The organism is Serratia odorifera (assembly GCF_041448735.1).
Taxonomy (GTDB): Bacteria; Pseudomonadota; Gammaproteobacteria; order Enterobacterales; family Enterobacteriaceae; genus Serratia_F; species Serratia_F odorifera.
The window spans coordinates 37,752-58,768 of the sequence record NZ_JBGMUT010000011.1; the positions used below are offsets into that span (position 1 = coordinate 37,752).

Annotated in this window: 21 protein-coding genes; 14 read left to right on the forward strand and 7 right to left on the reverse strand. The window is 54.0% G+C overall.

Features of this window, described 5'->3' with window-relative positions:
- Positions 1-92 precede the first annotated feature (92 nt).
- Entirely contained in the window at positions 93-2,411 is a 2,319-nt protein-coding gene (locus ACCC84_RS20025; RefSeq protein ID WP_039991541.1) for a zinc/cadmium/mercury/lead-transporting ATPase, read from the reverse strand.
- Positions 2,412-3,175: 764 nt separating this feature from the next.
- Here ACCC84_RS20025 and ACCC84_RS20030 point away from each other — a divergent pair.
- Positions 3,176-4,627, forward strand: coding sequence for a serralysin family metalloprotease (locus ACCC84_RS20030; RefSeq protein ID WP_039991543.1), 1,452 nt, complete (start codon positions 3,176-3,178; stop codon positions 4,625-4,627).
- Between the two features lie 124 nt (positions 4,628-4,751).
- On the forward strand, positions 4,752-5,066 hold the full coding sequence (locus ACCC84_RS20035; protein WP_371902196.1) for an AprI/Inh family metalloprotease inhibitor: 315 nt from the start codon (positions 4,752-4,754) through the stop codon (positions 5,064-5,066).
- 35 nt (positions 5,067-5,101) lie between these two features.
- Here ACCC84_RS20035 and ACCC84_RS20040 read toward each other — a convergent pair whose 3' ends face one another.
- Both ACCC84_RS20040 and ACCC84_RS20045 read right to left on the reverse strand, forming a co-directional pair.
- A complete protein-coding gene (locus ACCC84_RS20040; protein WP_004957466.1) occupies positions 5,102-5,728 on the reverse strand; it encodes a lysoplasmalogenase in 627 nt (208 codons plus the stop codon).
- 356 nt (positions 5,729-6,084) lie between these two features.
- Positions 6,085-6,477 carry a DUF1090 domain-containing protein gene (locus ACCC84_RS20045; RefSeq protein ID WP_004957468.1) on the reverse strand — a complete coding sequence of 131 codons (393 nt, stop codon included), beginning with the start codon at positions 6,475-6,477 and terminating at the stop codon, positions 6,085-6,087.
- A 760-nt stretch (positions 6,478-7,237) separates the two neighbouring features.
- Between ACCC84_RS20045 and ACCC84_RS20050 the strand changes: the two genes are divergently transcribed.
- The 11 genes from ACCC84_RS20050 to ACCC84_RS20100 all read left to right on the forward strand — a co-directional run bounded on the left by ACCC84_RS20050 (position 7,238) and on the right by ACCC84_RS20100 (position 17,057).
- Entirely contained in the window at positions 7,238-7,792 is a 555-nt protein-coding gene (locus ACCC84_RS20050; protein ID WP_004957473.1) for a fimbrial protein, read from the forward strand.
- 104 nt (positions 7,793-7,896) lie between these two features.
- The gene (locus ACCC84_RS20055) at positions 7,897-8,574 is read left to right on the forward strand and encodes a fimbrial biogenesis chaperone (protein ID WP_004957476.1); all 678 of its coding nucleotides are present in this window, start codon (positions 7,897-7,899) and stop codon (positions 8,572-8,574) included.
- Positions 8,575-8,679: 105 nt separating this feature from the next.
- Complete coding sequence (locus ACCC84_RS20060; RefSeq protein ID WP_371902197.1) at positions 8,680-11,244, forward strand: fimbria/pilus outer membrane usher protein; 2,565 nt, start codon at positions 8,680-8,682, stop codon at positions 11,242-11,244.
- Positions 11,245-11,249: 5 nt separating this feature from the next.
- The gene (locus tag ACCC84_RS20065; protein ID WP_371902198.1) at positions 11,250-11,765 is read left to right on the forward strand and encodes a fimbrial protein; all 516 of its coding nucleotides are present in this window, start codon (positions 11,250-11,252) and stop codon (positions 11,763-11,765) included.
- 162 nt (positions 11,766-11,927) lie between these two features.
- Positions 11,928-12,899: a fimbrial protein gene (locus ACCC84_RS20070; protein ID WP_371902199.1), complete on the forward strand. Its 972-nt coding sequence runs from the start codon at positions 11,928-11,930 to the stop codon at positions 12,897-12,899.
- A 79-nt stretch (positions 12,900-12,978) separates the two neighbouring features.
- Entirely contained in the window at positions 12,979-13,497 is a 519-nt protein-coding gene (locus ACCC84_RS20075; protein ID WP_164844291.1) for a fimbrial protein, read from the forward strand.
- Between the two features lie 198 nt (positions 13,498-13,695).
- Entirely contained in the window at positions 13,696-14,217 is a 522-nt protein-coding gene (locus ACCC84_RS20080; RefSeq protein WP_004957486.1) for a fimbrial protein, read from the forward strand.
- Positions 14,218-14,234: 17 nt separating this feature from the next.
- Positions 14,235-14,741: a fimbrial protein gene (locus ACCC84_RS20085; protein ID WP_371902200.1), complete on the forward strand. Its 507-nt coding sequence runs from the start codon at positions 14,235-14,237 to the stop codon at positions 14,739-14,741.
- A 24-nt stretch (positions 14,742-14,765) separates the two neighbouring features.
- Positions 14,766-15,281: a fimbrial protein gene (locus tag ACCC84_RS20090; RefSeq protein ID WP_371902201.1), complete on the forward strand. Its 516-nt coding sequence runs from the start codon at positions 14,766-14,768 to the stop codon at positions 15,279-15,281.
- A 32-nt stretch (positions 15,282-15,313) separates the two neighbouring features.
- Positions 15,314-15,679, forward strand: coding sequence for a hypothetical protein (locus ACCC84_RS20095; RefSeq protein ID WP_004957492.1), 366 nt, complete (start codon positions 15,314-15,316; stop codon positions 15,677-15,679).
- A 697-nt stretch (positions 15,680-16,376) separates the two neighbouring features.
- Positions 16,377-17,057, forward strand: a complete 681-nt coding sequence (locus ACCC84_RS20100; RefSeq protein WP_371902202.1) for a LuxR C-terminal-related transcriptional regulator — start codon at positions 16,377-16,379, stop codon at positions 17,055-17,057.
- Between the two features lie 155 nt (positions 17,058-17,212).
- Here the strand turns inward: ACCC84_RS20100 and ACCC84_RS20105 are convergent, their stop codons facing one another.
- The gene (locus ACCC84_RS20105; protein ID WP_371902203.1) at positions 17,213-17,650 is read right to left on the reverse strand and encodes a MarR family winged helix-turn-helix transcriptional regulator; all 438 of its coding nucleotides are present in this window, start codon (positions 17,648-17,650) and stop codon (positions 17,213-17,215) included.
- 54 nt (positions 17,651-17,704) lie between these two features.
- Between ACCC84_RS20105 and ACCC84_RS20110 the strand changes: the two genes are divergently transcribed.
- Positions 17,705-18,619 carry a haloalkane dehalogenase gene (locus ACCC84_RS20110; RefSeq protein WP_004957498.1) on the forward strand — a complete coding sequence of 305 codons (915 nt, stop codon included), beginning with the start codon at positions 17,705-17,707 and terminating at the stop codon, positions 18,617-18,619.
- A 111-nt stretch (positions 18,620-18,730) separates the two neighbouring features.
- Here the strand turns inward: ACCC84_RS20110 and ACCC84_RS20115 are convergent, their stop codons facing one another.
- From ACCC84_RS20115 to ACCC84_RS20125, 3 genes are all read right to left on the reverse strand, one after another.
- Entirely contained in the window at positions 18,731-19,096 is a 366-nt protein-coding gene (locus ACCC84_RS20115) for an STY0301 family protein (RefSeq protein WP_039991549.1), read from the reverse strand.
- Between the two features lie 341 nt (positions 19,097-19,437).
- Positions 19,438-19,917, reverse strand: a complete 480-nt coding sequence (locus tag ACCC84_RS20120) for a YqeJ family protein (RefSeq protein ID WP_004957501.1) — start codon at positions 19,915-19,917, stop codon at positions 19,438-19,440.
- Positions 19,914-20,708 carry a winged helix-turn-helix domain-containing protein gene (locus ACCC84_RS20125; RefSeq protein WP_273868668.1) on the reverse strand — a complete coding sequence of 265 codons (795 nt, stop codon included), beginning with the start codon at positions 20,706-20,708 and terminating at the stop codon, positions 19,914-19,916. The genes ACCC84_RS20120 and ACCC84_RS20125 overlap by 4 nt, the downstream gene beginning before the upstream one ends.
- Positions 20,709-21,017: the final 309 nt, after the last annotated feature.

Below are 21,017 nucleotides of genomic sequence, written 5' to 3' on the forward strand. Positions count from 1 at the left end.
AGCGCTGTTGGTAAATGCCTGGGGTTTTCCCGCTCGCCAATTCGCTACGCCAGGCTGACGGTTGCCGGCAGCCTGGCGGGGTTATCAGCGGATTATTGCCGGTTTTTCAATAGTCGCAATGCGTTCAACGTCACCAGGGCGGTCGCGCCGGAGTCGGCCAGCACCGCCAACCACAGGCCGGTCAGCCCCAACAGACTGGTGATCAGAAACACGCCTTTCAGCCCTAATGCGATGGTGATGTTCTGCCGGATATTGGCATGGGTCGCGCGTGAAATACGCACCATTTCCGCGATGCCCAGCAGTCGGTTGTGGGTCAGCGCCGCGTCGGCGGTTTCCAGCGCGACATCGGTACCACTGCCCATGGCGATGCCAATACTGGCTGCCTTCATCGCCGGGGCATCGTTGATGCCGTCGCCAATCATCGCGGTGGGCCGCAACAGGCTCAGTTGATTCACCGCGCTGACCTTGTCTTCCGGCAACAGTCCGGCGCGGTAATCCAACCCCAACTCGCCGGCGATAGCCGCTGCGGCGCGCGGGTTGTCGCCGGTCAGCATCACGCCATTGATACCCAGCTGTCTCAGTGCCGCGATCGCCTGACCTGCATCGCTGCGCAGCGTATCGCGCAGTGCCAGCAAGCCGAGTGGTACGCCGTCTGCCAATACCACCACGGCGGTTTTTCCGGCGTTTTCCAACTGCTCGACCCGATTTTGCCACGGGTCAGCAAGCAGGCCGGCGGCGACCTTGGTCGGCGCGCCGATCAGTATGCGTTGCCCGTCTACCTCGCCTTCTACCCCCATACCGACCAGCGCACGGCGATTGGCTGCCGAAGGCAGCAGGCCACCGTTGCCTTCGGCGTGGCGAACGATCGCCTGCGCCAGCGGATGGTGCGAGCCGGCCTCAACCGCGGCGGCCAGCGCCAACAGGCGTTGCCGATCGACATCGCCAATCGGCAGCACGTCAGTTACCGTCGGTTTGCCCTCGGTCAAGGTACCGGTTTTATCAAAGGCGATGGTCTGCACCTGGCCCAACTGTTCCAGCGCTGCGCCGCCTTTGATCAATGCGCCACGCCGCGTGGCGGCCGCCAGGCCGGAGGTGATCGCCGCCGGTGTCGAAATGACCAGCGCGCACGGACAGCCAATCAGCAACAGCGTCAGGCCACGATAAATCCAGGTTTCCCATGGCTGTGCGAACAGCAGCGGCGGCAGCAGGATCACCGCTACCGCCAGCAGCATGATCGCCGGGGTGTAATAACGGCTGAAACGGTCGAGGAAGCGCTCGATGGGCGCGCGGCGTTCTTCCGCTTCTTCAATCAGTTGCAGGATGCGATCGATGGCATTGTTGCCCGGTTCGGAAACCACTTTCATTTGAGCTGCCTGATCGACCGACAGGCTGCCCGCCGCCACTTTCTCGCCCTGTTGGCGTTCGACCGGTACCGACTCGCCGGTCAGCGCGCTTTCATCAAAGCTGGCGAACGGGTTGATCAGCTCGGCGTCGGCCGGCAGACGGGCGCCAGGGGCGATTTCAATCACATCTCCGGGGCGCAGGCTGGCGACCGGCACCCGCTGCCGCTGTTCGCCGCGGATCAGCAAAGCATCCTCCGGCACTAGCGCCATCAGGGCGCTAATGCCACGACGTGCACGGCTGGCGGCGTAGGATTCCAGCAGTTCACCGACCATAAACAGCAGCAGTACCATCGCCGCTTCGGCAGTGGCGCCGATAAATAGCGCGCCGATGGCAGCGACGCTCATCAGCGTTTCGATGGCAAACGGCGTACCGCTACGGATCAGACGCAGCGCTTTGCTGGCGATCGGCGCCAGCCCCACCAGCGTGGTGGCAATGAATGCGATGCGGCCAAACTGCGGGTTAACGGCGTTCAGCGCCCAACTGATGACCATCAGCGCGGCCATCAACAGTAACGGGCCGTACTCAACCAGCCGCGATGGGACGACCGCCGTCTTTGCCTGCTCACCGATACCGAGCAGGGTAAAGCCAGCCTTGCCGACCGCGTCTTGCACGCGCTGGCTGATATCGCTCTGCGCGTCGACCACCAGCTTTTCGGTAGCGAACAGCACGCGAGCGCTGTCCACACCGGGGATGGCAGTGACGGCATTTTCTATTTTTTGCGCACAGCTTGGGCAATCCATGCCGTTGACTTTCCAACTAAAACGCTGACTGCCGGAAGGGGGAACAGCGGCCAGCCTGTCGCTTTCTTCGTCCGGATCTGCGGGATCGCCGCTGCTGCAACACTGCGTGCTTTGGCATGATGGCGGCTGCGTCGTTTGCTGCGCGTCTACCGTCGTGGGTTGTTCGCTGCTACAGCCATGTTGGGCTTTGGCATGGTCATGGCCGCAGCCACAACCGCTGTCGTTATGACTGTGTGAATGTGTGTGTGGTGATGGACGTGTCTGCATAATGCCCCCTTCGGCAGTTAGTGATGCTCACCTTGCCGACTGTACACCCTGGAGCCAACTCCAGAGTCAAGCAGCGGGATGAGAATAATTCCGACTACCGACAAAGTCTGACAGTAGGGCGAGCAGGCTGTAGCGGCGTGGGTTGCCGGACAAATGTGCCGGCAGCAAATTTGCAGAGCTTTTTTCCGGCTGGCCGGTCGGGGAGACGCAGGGATATGTTCCATCGTGCAGCGCCAGCTGTGGGTATTTTCCTCCAATGGAGCGACGTTGTTATCCACCTCAATAATTCTCACCGCGTCGCCGCAAACCCCCAGGCGATATTAATTAGTTCATCAGGTTAATAATAAAAATTTATTAACTTATTCCGTTTGTGTGACATGCGCGTTTTTACAGAAAAATGCCAGCATGATTCTCTATGGCTGTAATCGGCATTTTTATTGGCTCTTATTGCCAACATAGACAGATTAAACTGCCGAATCTGTGTAAACAGTGTAAATAAGTAGTTTAAATAACCTTCGTTACAGCAATAAAAAGTCATTTATTTTGTGTGGTGTTTTATTGTCCTGCCTATACTTGGAAACGATTACCATTTGGGATGGTGATCTTATTTTCTGATTGTTATGCATTAATTCCGTATTTACCACTGCCGTGACTGGCAGATTAACCCCTTTCTTATCGGTGGCGGCAGGTCTTCTGCGTCCGAAAGGAAGGTTATCTCTATCTGTTTGATCGTTAACGATCGAATAATGAGTGGAATCGAACCCATGCAATCGACAAAAAAGGCAATAGAAATTACTGAATCCAACCTCGCTGCGACCACTACCGGCTACGATGCCGTTAATGATCTGCTGCACTATCATCAGCGAGGCAATGGCATTCAGATTAATGGCAAGGACTCATTTACTACCGAGCAGGCCGGGCTGTATATCACCCGCTCCAATCAGACCTGGAATGGCAAAGGCGTGTTTGATACGCCGGTGAAATTGACTTACGCTTTCCCGGACTACGCATTCAATTCGGCTAACGCCGGTGGCGATCGCGGATTGAGCAAGTTCAGCGTTGAGCAGCAGCAGCAGGCGAAGCTGTCGCTTCAGTCCTGGGCTGACGTCGCCAATATTACCTTTACCGAGGTTTCCGGCAGCCAGAAGGCCAATATCACCTTTGGCAACTACAGCCAGGATCAGTACGGTAACACCGACTATGACACCCAGGCCTATGCCTGGCTGCCGGGGTCGGGTAACGTTTCCGGCCAGAGTTGGTACAACATCAACCAGTCCAACATCCAGCACCCAGCCTCCGAAGACTATGGTCGCCAGACGTTTACCCATGAAATCGGCCACGCGCTGGGGCTGAGCCACCCGGGTGACTATAATGCCGGCGAAGGCAACCCGAGCTACAAGGACGTCAGCTATGCCGAAGATACGCGCATGTTCAGCCTGATGAGCTATTGGAGCGAAACCAACACCGGCGGCGATAATGGCGGTCATTACTCTGCGGCTCCGCTGCTGGATGACATTTCTGCCATTCAGCATTTGTACGGTGCCAATATGTCGACACGTACCGGAGACACGGTGTATGGCTTCAATTCCAATACCGGTCGTGACTTCCTCAGCACCAGCAGCAACGCGCAGAAAGTGATTTTTGCCGCCTGGGATGGGGGTGGCAAAGATACCTTCGACTTCTCCGGTTATACTGCCAATCAGCGTATCAACCTGAACGAGAAATCGTTCTCGGACGTTGGTGGGCTGAAAGGCAACGTGTCGATTGCTGCGGGCGTGACGATTGAAAACGCCATTGGCGGTTCCGGCAATGACGTGCTGGTGGGCAACCAGGCCAATAACCTGCTGAAGGGCGGCGCCGGTAACGACGTGCTGTTCGGCGGCGGCGGGGCCGATGAGCTGTGGGGCGGCGCGGGCAGTGATATCTTTGTGTTCGCCGCTGCCAGCGATTCCAAATCGGGCGCAGCCGACTGGATCCGCGATTTCCAGAAGGGCATCGACAAGATTGACCTGTCGTTCTTCAATCAGGGTGCCGAAGGCGCTGACTTTATCAAGTTCGTCGACCATTTCAGCGGTGCAGCGGGCGAAGCGCTGTTAACCTATGATGCAACCAGTAACGTCAGCGATCTGGCATTGAACCTCAGCGGTCAGCAGACGCCGGACTTCCTGGTGAAAATTGTCGGACAGGCGGAAATTGCTACCGACTTTATCGTCTGATTATTGGCGGTGTACCGTGGGCCGGTTCGCCGGCTCCTACCAGTTAACCAGCGAGTCGTTGATGATAAAACGCATTTTCTACGCTGCCATGATGGCGGGCAGCATTTTAATGACAGGAGTGGTTATGGCCAGCAGTCTGGTTCTTCCTTCCGCACAGAGTCTGGCGGGACAATGGCAGTTAGCCAACGGTGAACGGCAATGTCGGCTGGAGTTGCTGGCCGATACGCAACGCGAGACCAATGGTTATCAATTACGCGATCGACAGCAGTGTCTGAAGGCGATATTCAACGCCGAGGTTATCGGCTGGCGCGCGGCCCCGGACGGTATCGCATTGCTGCAGACCGACGGCAGCACGCTGGCGTTCTTTTCGCGCGACGGTGAGGTGTATCGCCATCCGATTGGCGCCGCCGATGGCCTGACGTTGAAGCCGCTGCGCTGAGCGGCAGGGTTCGCTGGCGCGAACCCGTCGGCAGTCTACAAAAACAGCGAGCGAACGATCAGGAAGTGGCCGCCAAAGTAGCACAGGGCCACCACGGCGTCGGCAGCGCGGAACTGCAGGCGATAGCGGTTCAGTAGCCATACCACGTTGGCCAGCAGCAGTAGCGAGGTACCCGCCAGCAGCGAGAAACCGTAATCGGTGCTGCGCAGGAAATACTGTTCCCCCGCCAGCCATACCATCAGCAACGTCATGGCGACATAGGCGGTGATGGCCCATTTCAGCGCCGCCAGGCGTGTCCATATGGTGGCCAGTAACAGTGCGCCAACGATCAACAGCGTCAGCGGCAATGGCCAGAACAGGCTGAAGGTCATTTGGCTGGCGAAACTCAGGGCGTAAAGCAGTTGCGAAAGGAAAAAAGCGCCGATGGCGTACAATACGCGCTCGCGCGGCAGCAGTAGCAGTGCGTCGCCGACCAGCGTGGCCAGCAACCCGAGAACGATCAGATAACCGGCCGGCCCCAGCACTGGCGCTTGCCAGGCCAGCAGCAGTAATAGCAGCAGGGTAACCGGTTTGAACACCCAGCGCTGCCAGCGTGGGCCACGGTAAGCCGCATCAACGAACAGCCAACCGGAAAAGAATACCGCAAGGAATGGCCAACTCATATGTCTTCCTTATTCATTGCGGACGCCGCAGATTGCCGGCGCCCAATATTGTCATTGGTGTCACGTCTTCAGTGTAGCCTCATGCCCGGAGTGTAGCCTGGCAGCGGGCGGCATGGCTGCATGAACTTTACTCTATTTTGCAGCCGGTCGAATACCGGGTATCGCGATCCACGCTGGGGTTATCGGATAATCACCGTTGCGTCATGACCTGAGGCAAAGCTGGGCAGAAGGGCGGAAGGCTGGCTGGGTAACTGGGGTGTTGCGGCAAAAAGTGACAACTCCCATCGGGGATGAGGAGGGAAAGGAATTGTCACCGAGTAGTAACGCCAGCAATACAGCAAGGCGTTCGGCGTGGGTTAGCGGCTCAGCGCCTGTTGTGCTTCGGTCAGTTCTTCTTTGGCGGAGGCGAGTTTCTTCTCTTTTTGTTTAATCTTCTTCTGGCTACCGGTTTCGCGTGCATTCTGCAATTCATGCTCGCGCTCGGCAACCTTGCTTTGTTTTTCGGCGACCTTGGCCTGCCGTTGGCGCAGCAGCCCGTCATCGGTGCAGTGGCGTTCGGTTTCGTCCAGCGCTGCCTGCAGGCCGGCGACCTGGTGCGTGTTGTTATGCGCTTTGGCATAGCCGATCTGATATTCGATTTCTGCGCGTTTGGCGGCGCAGCCGGTGAGGGCATCGGCTGCCGACGCCACGGAGGAATAACCGAACGCGGCGACGAGGGCAAAGATTCCAGCGGTAACGTGGTGTTTCATAATTAACAGCTCCTTGTTGTGGTAAAAACAGCAGTGTGGTCGCGCTTATTTAAATAATTATTAAACGGCATTTTGGCTTTAGATTTAATTAGAACGCGGAATGTATTTGAACGAATACTTTGCCTGATGATTATTGTATTTTCGTCAGAATGGCACTCTGGCAAACATCAGCGACTTTATATTCTCTGCCTGGCGCTGGCTTAATGATTCATTAAGCATGATTAGCGTGAGGCTGTGTGGCCTGGACGCGTAAAACCGCGCGCTATCAAGCCAATTGATGACAATCCGCAACACACCACGGGCAGTGATTTGATTCAATTCACTTCAAAAGTTAAACCTTGCGTGAGGGCGTGGCGCTGGCGGGGCTTCAACGCCCTGTGTGCCTTGGCTGTTCGGCTGTCGCGCATTGCGAAAGCGCTCGCTGACGTTGATGTGCTGCACGGTGCATGCAACCGGCGCCAGTAGGAAAAACAGCACAGGATGAGATATTGAGAATAAATGATAAAAGATTAATCCTCTTATTTTTCTTATGCCGCTACTCAATAGAATCCCATGATATCTAACTAAAATTAGTTTAATGGCGAAATAAAAAACCCATTGTTACTCTGCGTCACGCTTTCGGTAAGACCGCATTAGGGTGTTATCGGGCGAGAGTATCTAAATGCATTAACGCGTAAGCGCATTAATCCCAATGAAGCGGCAAATGATTGCCGCAATATTCACGTGCACATGACGTGCTAAATGAAAAGGAAAGCGATAAATGAACAAGAACATGATGGCCATGGCTATGGCAGTGACTGCGGCATTGGGCATGACTTCTGCTTCTGCCGCCGATGGCCAGATCAACTTCACCGGTGAAATCATCGAATCCGCCTGCCAGGTGGTCAATAGCGTCAGCGCGCCGTTGGATGTCACCTTGGGCAAGGTCTCCAAGACCGCGTTCAACGGTGCCGGCTCCACCGCGGCGCCGACCAAATTTACCCTGCAATTGAAGAGCTGCCCTGCCACCGTCAGCAGCGCCACGGTGAAGTTTGACGGCACCGCAGTTGACAGCGACAACAGCGTGCTGGCACTGACTCAGGTGAGCGGTGGTGCGACCGGCGTTGGCATCCAGTTGACTGACGCCTCGCAGAAGGTATTGCCGCTGTTCACCGAGTCCGCGCCTTACCCACTGACCGCAAGCACCGCTGGCAGCTCCGGTGGTTCTGATGTTGTTAACAGCCTGGACTTTATTGCGCGCTACGTTGCCACTGCGGCGACCGTCACCGTCGGGCCGGCCAATGCCGTCGCCAACTTCACCGTTAATTACAACTAAGCCCGTTGTCCCCTGCCTGGTGCAGGGGCATTGCGTTGTGAGCCGGCGGCATATGCCGTCGGCCGTTTGCTTAAATCCCAATTTCTTCAGCGGAGCGGTAAATAATGAATATTTGGTCAAAAATGCTGGTAGCCGCATTACTGACGGCGGCGAACGTAGCGCAGGCTGGTGTGGTTATCGGCGGCACCCGACTGGTGTATGACGGCGGCAAGAAGGAGGCTTCACTGAGCGTCAGCAACCCGGACAGTATGCCGTACCTGCTGCAGTCCTGGGTCGAGCCGCACAACGGCGGCGTTGAGAAAGCCCCCTTTATCATCACCCCACCGCTGTTCCGGCTGGATGGCAGCCAGGAGAACGTGCTGCGCGTAGTCCGTGCCGGCGGCAATCTGCCGGAAGATCGCGAATCGCTGTTCTGGATGAACATCAAATCCATTCCCTCTGCACCCAAGGACGAAAACAAAAACACCCTGCAAATCGCGGTCAAGACACGCATCAAGCTGATTTATCGGCCAAAAGGGCTGAAAGGCAACCCGGAGGCGCTAGCGTCGCAGTTGACGTGGCAGCGTAGCGGCAACCAGCTGCTGGTCAGTAACCCGTCGCCATTTTATATGAACCTGCAGTCGGTCACCGTGGGTGGCAAAGAGGTGCCTGACGCCACCTACGTTGCGCCAATGAGCAGCGCGAGTTTCTCTCTGCCGGCCGGCGTTAGCGCTGGTGCGGTGCAGTGGAAGATCATCAATGACTACGGCGGCATCGGCCCGGTGCATAGCGGCAAAATTTAAGCCAGCTGACACCCGCATACCCTAAAGACAACGCACTCCACAGGCGGTGGCATTGCAGGAGGCAGGCGCGATCGGCGCCTTGCAGGTAACGGAGCATACGTACGGATGAAAAACACATTGAGTCGCAGCGGGAGAGGCACGCCTTTAGCAATCACGCGTCTGGCCTGCCTGATTGCTGCCCAGCTTGCATTGACCGGACTGCCGTTGAACGCACAGGCGCGGGATTACTTTAATCCGGCGTTGTTGCAGCTCGACAATCCACAGCAGGGCAGCGTCGATCTGTCGGTATTTGAAGATGGCGAAAGCCAGGCGCCGGGCAGCTATCGGGTGGATATCGCTATTAACGACCAGCCGATCGATACCCGTGACGTGGTGTTTACCCTGCAAAAAGGGGCCGACGGTAAAGCCAGTCTACAGCCCTGCCTGAGCGTAACGGCGCTGGCAGAGATGGGCATCAGAACCGAGCTATTCCCGGCACTGGGCGACGACAGTCGCCAATGTGCCGACTTAACCGCCATCCCTCAGGCCAGCGCACAGTTTCGCTTCAGCAAGCAGCAGCTGTTATTGAGCATTCCACAGGCCGCGCTGGCGCTGATGGCGCGCGGCTATGTGCCACCGTCCCAATGGGATGACGGTATCCCGGCGCTATTGCTGAACTACAGCGCCAGCGGCGCCAACAATTATGCCCGCGGTGGGGCAGGCAAAAACAGTAACAGTCAGTTCCTTAATCTACGGCCGGGTATCAACCTTGGCGCATGGCGGCTGCGTAACTACACCACCTATAACCGCAGCGGCGACGGGCAGGATAAATGGTCGACGGTGTATACCTACGCGCAGCGCAACATTGCGACGTTGGGCAGCCAGTTGACGCTGGGGGACAGCAGTTCGCCGGCCGAGGTGTTCGACAGCGTACCGTTCCGTGGCGCTCAACTGGCCTCCGACGACGATATGTTGCCGGACAGCCTGAAAGGCTACGCGCCGGTGGTACGTGGCATTGCCCGCAGCAACGCGCAGGTGATTATCCGCCAGAACGGCTATGTGATTTACCAGAGTTACGTTGCACCGGGAGCATTTGCCATCACTGATATGTACCCGACCGGCGGCAGCGGCGATCTGTACGTCACCATCAAGGAAGCCGACGGCAGCGAACAGAAAATGGTGGTGCCGTTTGCCTCTCTGCCGGTGCTGCAACGTGAGGGGCGCTTCAAATACAGCCTGACCGGCGGGCAGTATCGTTCTTATGACACCAGCATCGATCAAACGCCATTTGGCCAGGGGACGGCGATTTATGGCCTGCCGCATGGTATGACCGTTTACGGCGGCGGCCAGTTTGCCGACCATTATCAGTCGTTGGCGCTGGGGGTGGGTAAAAACCTTGGCGATTACGGTGCGTTGTCGGCCGATGCCACCCAGGCGTGGTCGGTTCAAAAGGATCTGCCCAGCGAGCAGGGCCAGTCGTGGCGCCTGCGCTACAGCAAAAACATCGTGCAGAGCGGCACCAACTTCGCCATTGCCGGTTATCGCTATTCCACCGTCGGCTATTACAGCCTGCAAGAGGTGCTGGACACCTATCGCGACGGCCGTAACGCGCCGTTGGCGGAACGGCGCCGCAACCGTGCGGAGATGACGGTTAGCCAGAGTCTGTGGGAAGGCGCCGGTTCACTCAGCCTGAGCCTGGTGAGTGAAGACTACTGGAACAGCGATCGCAAGATGCAGTCGTTTGGCGCCGGCTACAACAACAGCTGGAACGGGATCAGCTACGGCCTGAACTACAGCTATAACCGCAACTCGGCCGGCAGTGGCAACGGCAACCGAGTGTATGACAAAGACCAGCTGTTTGCGTTTAACGTCAGCGTTCCTCTGGATCGCTGGCTGAGTAATACCTATGCCAGTTACAACCTCAATACCAGCAAGCACGGTGGCACCACCCATAACGCTGGCATCAATGGTACGGCGCTGGCGGACAACAACCTCAGTTGGAGCCTGCAACAGGGCTTTGGCAATAAGGGCATTGGCAACAGCGGAAATATGAACGCCGATTACCGAGGCACCTATGCGGAAGTCACCGCCAGTTATGGCTATGACCGCAACAGTCGACGCCTGAGCTACGGCCTGCAGGGCGGCATTATAGCCCATGGCAACGGCATCACCTTTGGCCAACCGCTGGGGGAAACCATCGCGCTGGTGCAGGCACCGGGCGCCGACGGCGTTGGCGTTAGCAATCAGACCGGGGTGAAGACCGATTGGCGCGGTTACGCCATTGTGCCATACGTCAGCCCATACCGTAAAAACAGCATCGGCTTGAACACTGAAACGCTGCCGGATGACGTGGATCTGGCGCAAACCAACCAGACGGTGGTACCAACGCGCGGTGCGGTGGTGCGGGCCAGTTACAGCGCCAGCGTCGGCCAGCGGGTGCTGATGACGCTGCTGCGTCAGGGCGATACGCCGGTGCCGTTCGGCGCCATGGTCACCGATCCGGCCGCCACGGCAGCGCAGGGCTTTATCGTCGGCGACGGCGGCCAGGTCTATCTGACCGGCCTCAACGCCAGTGGCTCGTTGCAGGTGCAGTGGGGTAAAGACGCCGGCGAGCAGTGCCGGGTGGATTACCGCCTGCCACAGGCACAGCCCCAGAGCGGCGTAACGATGGTTAATGGGCGGTGCAGGTGAATAATATGAAATTTACCCTTGTAACGTTATTTATAAAGAGAGGCGTGGCAATGGCTGGGCTAATCAGCGGGCATAATGCCACTGCGGCGAGCTATAGCCCTATCAGCCTAAGTTCAACCATAACCATACCGCCTATCGTGGTGCAACGTGATGTTCCTATTGGTACTCGTATTGGCTCGGCGTCGCTACCCGCGAAGAAAATATATAGCTGCAGCGGTGCTGCCACTGTGGAGGCATTGATTGGGATCAACGCCTACGGCACAAACGTCGCCATCTCGCCAAGTGATATCACTAATAACGCTATTCTGGCGCTGACCAATGCCGGAACGGCGAGGGTAGTCGACGGGCTTGGGGTACAGATTTTATATAACGGAGCGCCACTAAAGCGAAATACCAATCTATTATTAAAAACCTCCGCCGGCGGCGTGGAAACCTTGCCGTTTAGCGCCCGCTATTACCAAACAAAAAGCGCAGTAAAACTAGGCAAGGTCAATAAGACCTTTAACCTGACGTATCAATAGTGCAAGACCGTCAGTTATTTCCCTAACAGGGATGAATGGGGTGGCATGGCGTTATCACTGATGTTTTATGGAGGGGATAACAATGAATAATAATATTAGTATTGTTTTTTTTCATATTTATTCTTCTTGTGGTTTCTGCAAGCTGGCGGTTGGATAACTAATATGATTATTAAAAATAAATTATGGGCCATATTTATAGCTTCATCTCTTGCTTTAACAGAATGTGCATGGGCTGGCATCACAGTAGTAACTAGCTCACTTCCATCGATATCATTTACCGGCATTTATGCGATGCAACGAGATGCGCCTATTGGCACTATTATTGCTTATCGTGAGAGTTATATCACGGCAAAACTAGAGCGTTTCTGTACGGGGGATGTGAAAGAAAATTTGTATGTTACTATTTCGCCATTGAAACCAAGTTTAGGCGTTTTCGGGAATAAAAACATACCTGTATACATGACCAACGTTCCTGGGGTGGGAGTTAGATGGTTTTCTTATTCTTTAAACGGCGGTAACATTAAAAGTCCAGATGTGTATTTTGCGACGGGTAATGGCCTGCTGACGGCTTATATAGGAATGGAATTGGTCAAAACAGGGAGGATTACTCCTGCGGTTATTAATGGTGATAGTCTGGCTGCCGTGGGGATTTGGGAAAATGGATGTACCAAGAATATGCCTATTGGTGATTTAATATTTACCGGTGGCGGAAGCATTACTCAAGTTACCTGTACCGTCAGTAGCAGCAATATCAGCGTGCCATTGGGTGATGTGCTGGCGACACAGTTCACCGGCGTTGGCGCCACGCCGGTAACCAAGGGATTTAACCTGGGGCTTAACTGCGACGTCAATGCCAAGGTCAACGTCTCATTAAGCGGCATTGCCAATAGTGATATCGCCAATAGCGATATTCTGGCGCTGACCAATGCCGGAACGGCGGGGGTAGCCGACGGGCTTGGGGTACAGATTTTATATAACGGAGCGCCACTAAAGCGAGATACCAATCTGTTATTAAAAACCTCCGCCGGCGGCGTGGAAACCTTGCCGTTTAGCGCCCGCTATTACCAAACCAAAAGCGCAGTAAAACCGGGCAAGGCCAGTGCTACGGCAACCTTGAACCTGACATATCAATAGGTCGAGACCGTTAAATATTCTCCTGAACAGGGATGAATGGGGCGGCGTTAATATCCGCCGATATTTTATGGAGAGAATAATGAATCATAATTTTCGCATGTCCCTCGCTGGTTTGATACTGGGAGGGAGCCTGACTGGTGTTGCCAATGGCGCCGATCCGGTCACTATCAATATTACCGGTAATGTCATTGCCGCTCCGTGCGTGGTTGATGGGACTAACAGCGTTAATGTTGATTTGGGAGATGTTCCAGCAGTTGATCTGGCTACTGCTGATTCAGCCTCTCTATGGCAGGCTTTCAGAATATCAGTGAAAAATTGCCCTGCAGGTACAACCAAAGTAACGGCAACTTTTAACGGTACGCCAGCCCCGGATGCTCCTGCCCATAGATATATAAACACCGGAACAGCTACCGGAGTTAGCATCGCACTGGCTAGAGATATTAATCTAAATTTGGCTAATGGGGCTACTTGGACGGTTAATGTCGACGGCAGCCGTTCAGCAACTTGGCCAATGCGAGCGCGTATGGTCGCAAGTAAAGGTAATGCTATACCTGGTACCGTAAAGGCGGTGGTGGTAGTCACACTAACCTATCAATAAAAATTTGGATATATAACGATTGGTTACCTAATGATGCTCACTATTTCCAAACAAAAAGCGCAGTAAAACCGGGCAAGGCCAATGCTACGGCAACCTTGAACCTGACGTATCAATAGGTCGAGACCGTTAAATATTCTCCTGAACAGGGATGAATGGGGCGGCGTTAATATCCGCCGATATTTTATAGAGGAAATAACCATGAATAGACGTTTGCGTTTTTCTTTGCTCTGCTTAATTACCGGTATCGGCGCCATAGGCATTGCCAATGGCGCCGATCCGGTCACTATCAATATTACCGGTAATGTTAAAGCCGCGCCTTGCGTGGTGGACGGCGCCAGCAGCGTTCCGGTGGATCTTGGGGAAATCCCTGCCCCGGCACTGGCTACGGTCGGTTCAGGCAGCGGCTGGAAGCCCTTTAAATTGAATTTAAAAGACTGCCCGGCTTCTACCACAAAAGTCACCGCAGGTTTTAAAGGGAGTCCTGATGCCACCAACGCCAAGTTATATGCTAATGCGGGAACCGCGGGCACCAACGTGGCGATCGAATTGGCGAAGGAAGGGGGGCTCTGGTTGTCTAATGGCGACTCTTGGCAGGTAAATGTCAATGCGACAACGCATGCCGCACAATTCCCATTAGCAGTGCAAGCCAATAGCGTCAAAGGCAACGTTGGGCCCGGCACTATTTCAGCCGTTATCCAGGTTGACTTCACCTACCAATAAATCGGGGAGGGATAGCTATGTTTCACCTAATTATTGTGGCGTTACTGGGGTATGCCTGTCTGCTTTATGGCACGGCGATGGCTGCCGAAATCAACATTAGCGGCGTGGTGGTTGCCAATACCTGCATGGTGGACGCCGCCAGCCTGGACGTCGATCTCGGTGACGTTCCGCTCGCCGCTCTGCAGTCAGCCGGTGCTGCGGGGCCGTTAAAAGAGTTCGCGCTTAAGGTAATCAATTGCCCGGTCAGTTTTAATGGGCGCAGCGTGTTCGCTCGGTTCAAAGGTACTGCCGATCCGGACTCACCTCGTTTGTACATCAATAATGGTACAGCCACCGGAGTGGCCGTGGAGCTAACGAACGGCAGTGGTCGTGTTTTTCCACCCTCCGGCATTTCTTTTGACAATGGCGGCATCACAAATCAGCAGGCTAGCTGGGGCATGCGCGCACGCATGGTGGCAACAACAGGCAATGCCACGCCCGGTAGCGTCAAGGCGGTTGCGCTTGTCAACTTCGTTTATCACTAGATTCCGACGGGAAGGAAAACCCCTATGTCTCACCTAACCACAGTGACCTGTCTGGTGATCGGTAGCCTGCTGAGCTGCGCCAGCATCGCGAGCGAAATCAATATTACCGGCAGGGTATTTGCCAGCCCGTGCCAGATTAATAGCGGCTCGGTCAGCCAGACGGTGGAGTTCGATCAGCTGCGTGCCTCGGAGCTAAAAACCGCCGGTGCCGCCAGCGAATGGAAAAACGTTAACGTCAAGCTGGTGAGCTGCCCGGCAACTACCAGCCAGGTGACCGTCACCTTTGACGGTAGCCGATCTGCAACTGATGCGTCGCTGTACGCCAACCAGTTAGCGACGGGCGCTACCGGTATTGCATTGCAGGTGGCGCAGCAGGCTGATACCAGCAAAGTGCAGGGGCCGGGCAGCAGTATGACTGCGGCAGTGAATGCGCAGCGGGTCGCTATTTTCCCGCTGGCTGGCCGTCTCTATAACCTCAATGGCAACGTCGGCGCAGGGAAGTTCAGCAGCATGGTGCTGATGAGCATGACGTATCAGTAAACAACTGGCCATACGCCTGATGGTTGATAAATATGGGCACCATTCTATTACGCATCTTGGGCAAGTTAGACGACTATCTATCGCCAGAGGTATTACTGTTGGCTTTATTGGCACCGCTGTTATTAACCGGCATGGCAACCATTGCCTGGTATTTATTGCGCCTGATTGCCAGCTACGGCGTTCGGCACGCTGTGCGCACTGGCCAGCTGCAGCCGTCTGTACGTCACATTATTGACAGTAATCGCCCTCCGCGGGTAACGGTTAGACCGGTAAATAATGTCAAAGCACCGGCGGTAGCGGCGTTGGCACGATCGGCCGTTCTGGCAATCAGTAGCCCACATGGCAGAAAACCGATTGATGGTATTTGCCAGCCTCTGGCGGTGATTAGATTACGTTAGACTGAATTAGAAGTAAAAATAGATAATTCAGAGTGAAGTGACTAACGATATAAAATCTGTTTTTGAATTTATTTTATTCATCATTTAAATCACTGTACCTGAGGGTATGGCTGAAAAATAATAAAGAGCCGAGAATTTTCCGTCGGCAGGTATTGCCCCATTAAAATTGCTGGGTTGCCTGCTAAACGTGAGGCAATCTCGCGACGTTCTGAGATGGGTTAGCGAGGTTTTCGCTGCAGGTAGCGGCGTCGGTGGCTTGCCGCAGTTGCTGCGTGTCACGCTGAGGTAATGAAGCTATTAGCCTTGGCACAAGCATTACCAGGGTATTCATAGCGACAGAAAAACTAACCGGTTATTTTTTATTCGCGCATTTCGCCTAATAGTAATGGGTAATCAGCAAACGGGGTAATGTTTTGTTTGTGCTGCGATTATTGCAATGGGCTATCTATGTTAACGTCATTTTCCGTTATTTTTGGCTTGCTGTCGCTGTCATTATTTTCTTTTTTTCAACATTTTTTATTAATGCGTAAAAAAAGAATCATTAGTTTCAGAAGCTAGCATTCCCCACTGTAGGCAACATCGCAGCAGGGGAATACAGGCATGGCTGTCCTTGCCGTTATTCGACATAGGGCGACAAGCGATCGGCGTTACGCCGTAATACCTGTGAGAGCACGGCATCCTGACCAGGAGAGATATAATGAATGCAAATAACACCACCAGAAAAACCATCGCTTTAATGGATCCCTACCCGCTGAATTTGTACGGTTTGGCGCATTTTTGCCAACAGCTTGACGAACAAGTGGAGATACAACTGCAAAGTAACAAACTGCATGACGTGTTTATTTCGTTGAAGCTACAGCCGTTGGATGTGCTAATCACCGATATTTGCGGCATGGGGGAGAGCGTGACGCACGGCGTCAATACGCTAAAAATGCTCTGTCAGCACTTTCCGGCAATGCCGATTATCGTCTATGCGCGGCAACATCCGCGTGAAGTGATGCAGGCGCTGCGGCAGTACCCGCAGGTGAGCCTGATTTCTCGCGACGAGCCGCTGCCGCAGGCCGCCACGCTGTTTCGACGCGCGCTGGCCGGCGAAACGGTCTACAGTCCACAATTTGCCCAGATGTTCGAGCAAACCGACGGACATGGGCCGGCCAGGCTGGAAGCGTTGACCCAGCGTGAAAATGACGTACTGATGTGCCTGTTCAACGGCTTGTCCATTTCGCAAATTGCCCGCCTGCGTCAGCGCAGCATCAAAACCATCAGCGCGCATAAATGTAATGCGATGCGTAAGCTGGGAGTAAAAAATGATTCGGGGCTGTTTCTGCTGCGGGAAAATATCGTCAACCATCATGTCAACAGCGTATACCTTAACTGACAGGCCAGTATTCGGCGTTGCAGGCCTGCCGGCCGCCAGCCATCGGGCTGGCGGTGGCCTGCGCATCTCAGGGTGAGGGCGGCAACGGCGTACCGGCCGCATATTGATAGATTGCCAGTTGCAACGATTGGGCAACCGATGAGACCCAGCCGCCGTTAGTTTTGCAACGTCGATACCAGTTTCTGCAGTAACAGCGTCAGCGCGTCGATATCCTGTTCGCCCATCGCTTTCGCCCATTGAGCTTGCACCTGCTGCCCGGTTGCGATGGCAATAGGCCGCACGCCTTGCCCTCGCTCGGTAAGAAAGATCAGTCGTGCGCGCCTGTCCGTTGGGTCGGGGCGTCGCTCAACGTAACCGAGCTTTTCTAACTCTTCCACGGCTTGGGTTATCGACTGTTTGCGCACTTTGGCAAATTTCGTCAGGGCGCTAACGGTGATCCCCTCTGATGGGGTAAAGGCAAAAACGTTGGAGTGAGAAGGGCGAATATCGGTATAACCGGCCTTATCAAGGGCTGAATCTACCTGCTGAGTCCAATGCTGGTACGCCTGGCGAAGAAGAAAACCCAGCGCCGGCGTTTCGGGGGTGTCATGCATTCCGACTTATCCTTTGTTCCACGCGGCACCTGCATGTCATCTTTTGATTGACAGGTGACTGTCTATGTCTATATTGGACAGGCAACTGACTATTTAGCACAAGAGGACATTGCCATGCCTGCAATTTCAGTTTTGGATTCAATCATACATTATGAACAGAACGGTGTCGGTACACCCTTGGTGTTTCTGCATGGGAATCCGACCTCCTCCTATTTGTGGCGTAATATCCTGCCGGCAATCGAGGGGCCGTTTCGCTGTTTGGCACCGGACCTGATTGGTATGGGACAGTCGGGTAAGCCACCGCTCAATTACGATTTTTCAGATCATGCGCGTTATCTGAATGCCTGGTTCGACGTCATGGGGTTGCAAGACATGATCCTGGTCGGCCACGATTGGGGCGCGGCATTGGCCTTTGACTGGGCCGCCCATCACCCTGAACGCGTCCGCGGTATTGCCTTTATGGAAGCCGTTATTCGGCCGATGAGTTGGGACAGCCTGCCCACTGAGGTTGCGGCACGTTTTAAGGCGTTGAAGACGCCGGGGCTTGGCGAAAAAATTGTGCTGGATGGCAATGAGTTTATTGAGAAAACGCTGCGAGCAACGGTGCTTTCCCCGCTTTCCGAGCAGGATATCCAATGCTATACCGCTGCCTATACAACGGCGGACAGTCGCCGACCGTTACTGGAATGGAGCCGCTCAATGCCATTTGACGGCGAGCCTGCCGATGTGGTCAGGCGCATGGCGTTTTACCATCGCTGGCTGGGGAACAGCAAGGATACAGCCAAACTTCTCCTGTCGTTTGACGGCGTTGCGGGCGGCCTGGCGATCAATCAGCCAATGATTGCCTGGTGTCAGGCGAATATCGCCAATCTTGACGTCATACCCTGTGGCGCGGCCAAACACAATGCGCCAGAAGATCGACCTACGGAAATAGCGTCGGCGATAAATCAATGGCTGGCTAAATGCTAAATCGTGTTATGCGGTTGCCTCCGGCGTTAACAGAGGGTTTTATTGGCGCACCACGGCGGTAAGGTTGAGGGGCGGGGGAGCTGAATGCTCCCCGGCAAGATTACCAGCGGATCAATTAGCTGATGATTTATTTGGCGAATTCATTTGGCATGAAATATTCAGCCCACCAATGTTTGATGATTTGCATGAAGTTATCACCGGGTTGATTTCGACATTCAGCAACAGGCCATTTTGATAGCTGCAACCGACGGTAACCTTTTCTCCGTCGGTATAAATGTCGGTCAGGTCTGCCCAGGTACCGTTATTCTGGTCCTTTGGCTCCGGAGCCAGACTAAACATATCCTGCGGACTGCCATGGAACACCTCGATCGCTACCAGCTTATTATTTTGTTGTGCTGGGCAAATAGTCACCGTGTCCGCCCAGCTGGAAAAAGGTAACAGCCAGCAAAAAAACAGTATAAAAGATGTATGTTTCATCGCTTTCTCCATGTGATTAACCACCAACGGTGATTATCATATCTGGTTATTAGGCAATGCCTAGGCGGAAATACGTTACTTTTGTAAATTATGCCGCTGTATATTTATTGAAAGAATAACTCGTATAAGAGTAAATTATGGCGAGTAATACTCGTCTTTATCACACCGCCGGTTCTGGCTGCACTCACCGGCGTTGCCCGGCGTGGTGCCGGGATGACTGAGCCATAACGCAGATGCGAGTTATGCCCAGGCGTTAACGCGGGCGGTAACACATCCCGTTGGCGGCGCTAATCCCTCTTCCTTTACCCTGTACATTGGCGGCCGTTGAGTGCCGCTGAACGCTACCCCTTTACGCAGTAAACAAACGGAATGACGGTACCGGCAAAAATATAACCGCTTCCCTGTTTATACAGGCCGATGTTATGCGTAATGTCTGGTCGGAAATAAAACGTTGGCAGCAGCGTTGCCAGTACGCTTTCGTCGGCGTTGTCCGAAGGCAATCTGGCAACCTTGTTGGAGTGCATACTCAGCATGTCTTCGTTTTGGCTGTAGTCAAAGAATACCTTCCTGTTGAGTACCGTCGGCGCCTCTGATGCCTGATGGTAGTTTCCTTCGATTAACGCCAGCCCTTTGCCGTTCACCGCATGCATCTTCATAACGCCGGTAAAATGTAACTGTTCGGGCGTTACAATGTTTAAAACGGCTCGGCAATCAATCTCTTTTGACTCGGGGGATGTTGCATACCCTGCCCAAAACTGCCATTTCATTGAGGCGATAATCACCAGGATAAAAACGATGCAGGCCAGCAATCCCTTTTTCATTTGGAACCCTCCAGGTAGAAGCTTGATCGGCAGCTGGCACGCGCTCCGGCAATGTCCCGTACGCAGCTAATCACCGAATAGCGGTTCACCCCGGCGAAGGCGGTGACGTAATTAAAGGGTCGCGTCGCACAATCAAAAGCGCTGTTTTTGACAATATATTCGAGCCTGCCGGTCGGCATATTATCGTTAACATAAATGTGGCACTCGCTCAGCGAGGTTGGCGCCAGGTCGTAGCTATCCATATAGTTAGATGAATTATTGTGGCCCAGATAGAAAGCACCGATGCACAGCATAATCAACGCGATACTCAGACCGGCAATCAGCCCTGGTAAGTATTTCTTTCCTTTGCTGGGAGAAATGGGCGTTGTTCCGGTTGGCGCAGCAACATCGCCAGCGACTGCCGGTAACAATTCCTGCTGGCGGACATCGGCGTGCTGCTCCGCCAGCAGGGTGATTTTAATGTGTCGCGACAGGGTGACGCCCTGTCGTGGCACGGTGATAATCACGTCATCATAAAGACCGAGCTGATTGAGGGATCGTCGCAGCAGGCTGATATTTTGGTAAACGGTACTCGAGGAAACGACAACGCCTTTTTTCCGCCAGATCAGTTCCAGTAATTCATCCTGTGATAAAACGTCGCCGTGACGTTCTATAAGCAAAGCTAAGCATTGGCTGGTAGGGGTATGCAGTATTAACTTACTGGTTGAACCAATATGTTCCCCGGTTAAAATAAGGCTTCTTTCCTCTGGATCAAAAATAACACGGTCATTAATTATATACTTTCCTAGCATAACTTATCCTTTGCATGCGATGGCAAGACAAATCCTAACATACTATAAGAAGATACGGTTTTGTCCACTCGCCATCTTTGCACTGAGTTAATGTTTAATAAACCGACTAATAAATAAAAACAATTAGCGTACAACGATGAACGGCATTTTAGTATTCTAACGAATGATATTTCATGGCTTACCGATCAGGGTAAGTTAAATAGTCATGCTCATCACGCTCAGTGGTGCTTAAGCTTTAAAGTTGTTACCTTTTTTACCAAGGGAACTAATTCATTATTTTAACTTATATGTTTGTTTGCCATAGCGTCG

Coding starts and splice junctions, on each gene's coding strand:
- ACCC84_RS20080 (WP_004957486.1), top strand. CDS start 13,696: ATGAATAGACGTTTGCGTTTTTCTTTGCTCTGCTTAATTACCGGTATC.
- ACCC84_RS20035 (WP_371902196.1), top strand. CDS start 4,752: ATGGCCAGCAGTCTGGTTCTTCCTTCCGCACAGAGTCTGGCGGGACAA.
- ACCC84_RS20060 (WP_371902197.1), top strand. CDS start 8,680: ATGAAAAACACATTGAGTCGCAGCGGGAGAGGCACGCCTTTAGCAATC.
- ACCC84_RS20030 (WP_039991543.1), top strand. CDS start 3,176: ATGCAATCGACAAAAAAGGCAATAGAAATTACTGAATCCAACCTCGCT.
- ACCC84_RS20095 (WP_004957492.1), top strand. CDS start 15,314: ATGGGCACCATTCTATTACGCATCTTGGGCAAGTTAGACGACTATCTA.
- ACCC84_RS20075 (WP_164844291.1), top strand. CDS start 12,979: ATGAATCATAATTTTCGCATGTCCCTCGCTGGTTTGATACTGGGAGGG.
- ACCC84_RS20070 (WP_371902199.1), top strand. CDS start 11,928: ATGATTATTAAAAATAAATTATGGGCCATATTTATAGCTTCATCTCTT.
- ACCC84_RS20055 (WP_004957476.1), top strand. CDS start 7,897: ATGAATATTTGGTCAAAAATGCTGGTAGCCGCATTACTGACGGCGGCG.
- ACCC84_RS20050 (WP_004957473.1), top strand. CDS start 7,238: ATGAACAAGAACATGATGGCCATGGCTATGGCAGTGACTGCGGCATTG.
- ACCC84_RS20045 (WP_004957468.1), bottom strand. CDS start 6,477: ATGAAACACCACGTTACCGCTGGAATCTTTGCCCTCGTCGCCGCGTTC.
- ACCC84_RS20065 (WP_371902198.1), top strand. CDS start 11,250: ATGAAATTTACCCTTGTAACGTTATTTATAAAGAGAGGCGTGGCAATG.
- ACCC84_RS20120 (WP_004957501.1), bottom strand. CDS start 19,917: ATGAAAAAGGGATTGCTGGCCTGCATCGTTTTTATCCTGGTGATTATC.
- ACCC84_RS20125 (WP_273868668.1), bottom strand. CDS start 20,708: ATGCTAGGAAAGTATATAATTAATGACCGTGTTATTTTTGATCCAGAG.
- ACCC84_RS20100 (WP_371902202.1), top strand. CDS start 16,377: ATGAATGCAAATAACACCACCAGAAAAACCATCGCTTTAATGGATCCC.
- ACCC84_RS20115 (WP_039991549.1), bottom strand. CDS start 19,096: ATGAAACATACATCTTTTATACTGTTTTTTTGCTGGCTGTTACCTTTT.
- ACCC84_RS20085 (WP_371902200.1), top strand. CDS start 14,235: ATGTTTCACCTAATTATTGTGGCGTTACTGGGGTATGCCTGTCTGCTT.
- ACCC84_RS20040 (WP_004957466.1), bottom strand. CDS start 5,728: ATGAGTTGGCCATTCCTTGCGGTATTCTTTTCCGGTTGGCTGTTCGTT.
- ACCC84_RS20105 (WP_371902203.1), bottom strand. CDS start 17,650: ATGCATGACACCCCCGAAACGCCGGCGCTGGGTTTTCTTCTTCGCCAG.
- ACCC84_RS20025 (WP_039991541.1), bottom strand. CDS start 2,411: ATGCAGACACGTCCATCACCACACACACATTCACACAGTCATAACGAC.
- ACCC84_RS20090 (WP_371902201.1), top strand. CDS start 14,766: ATGTCTCACCTAACCACAGTGACCTGTCTGGTGATCGGTAGCCTGCTG.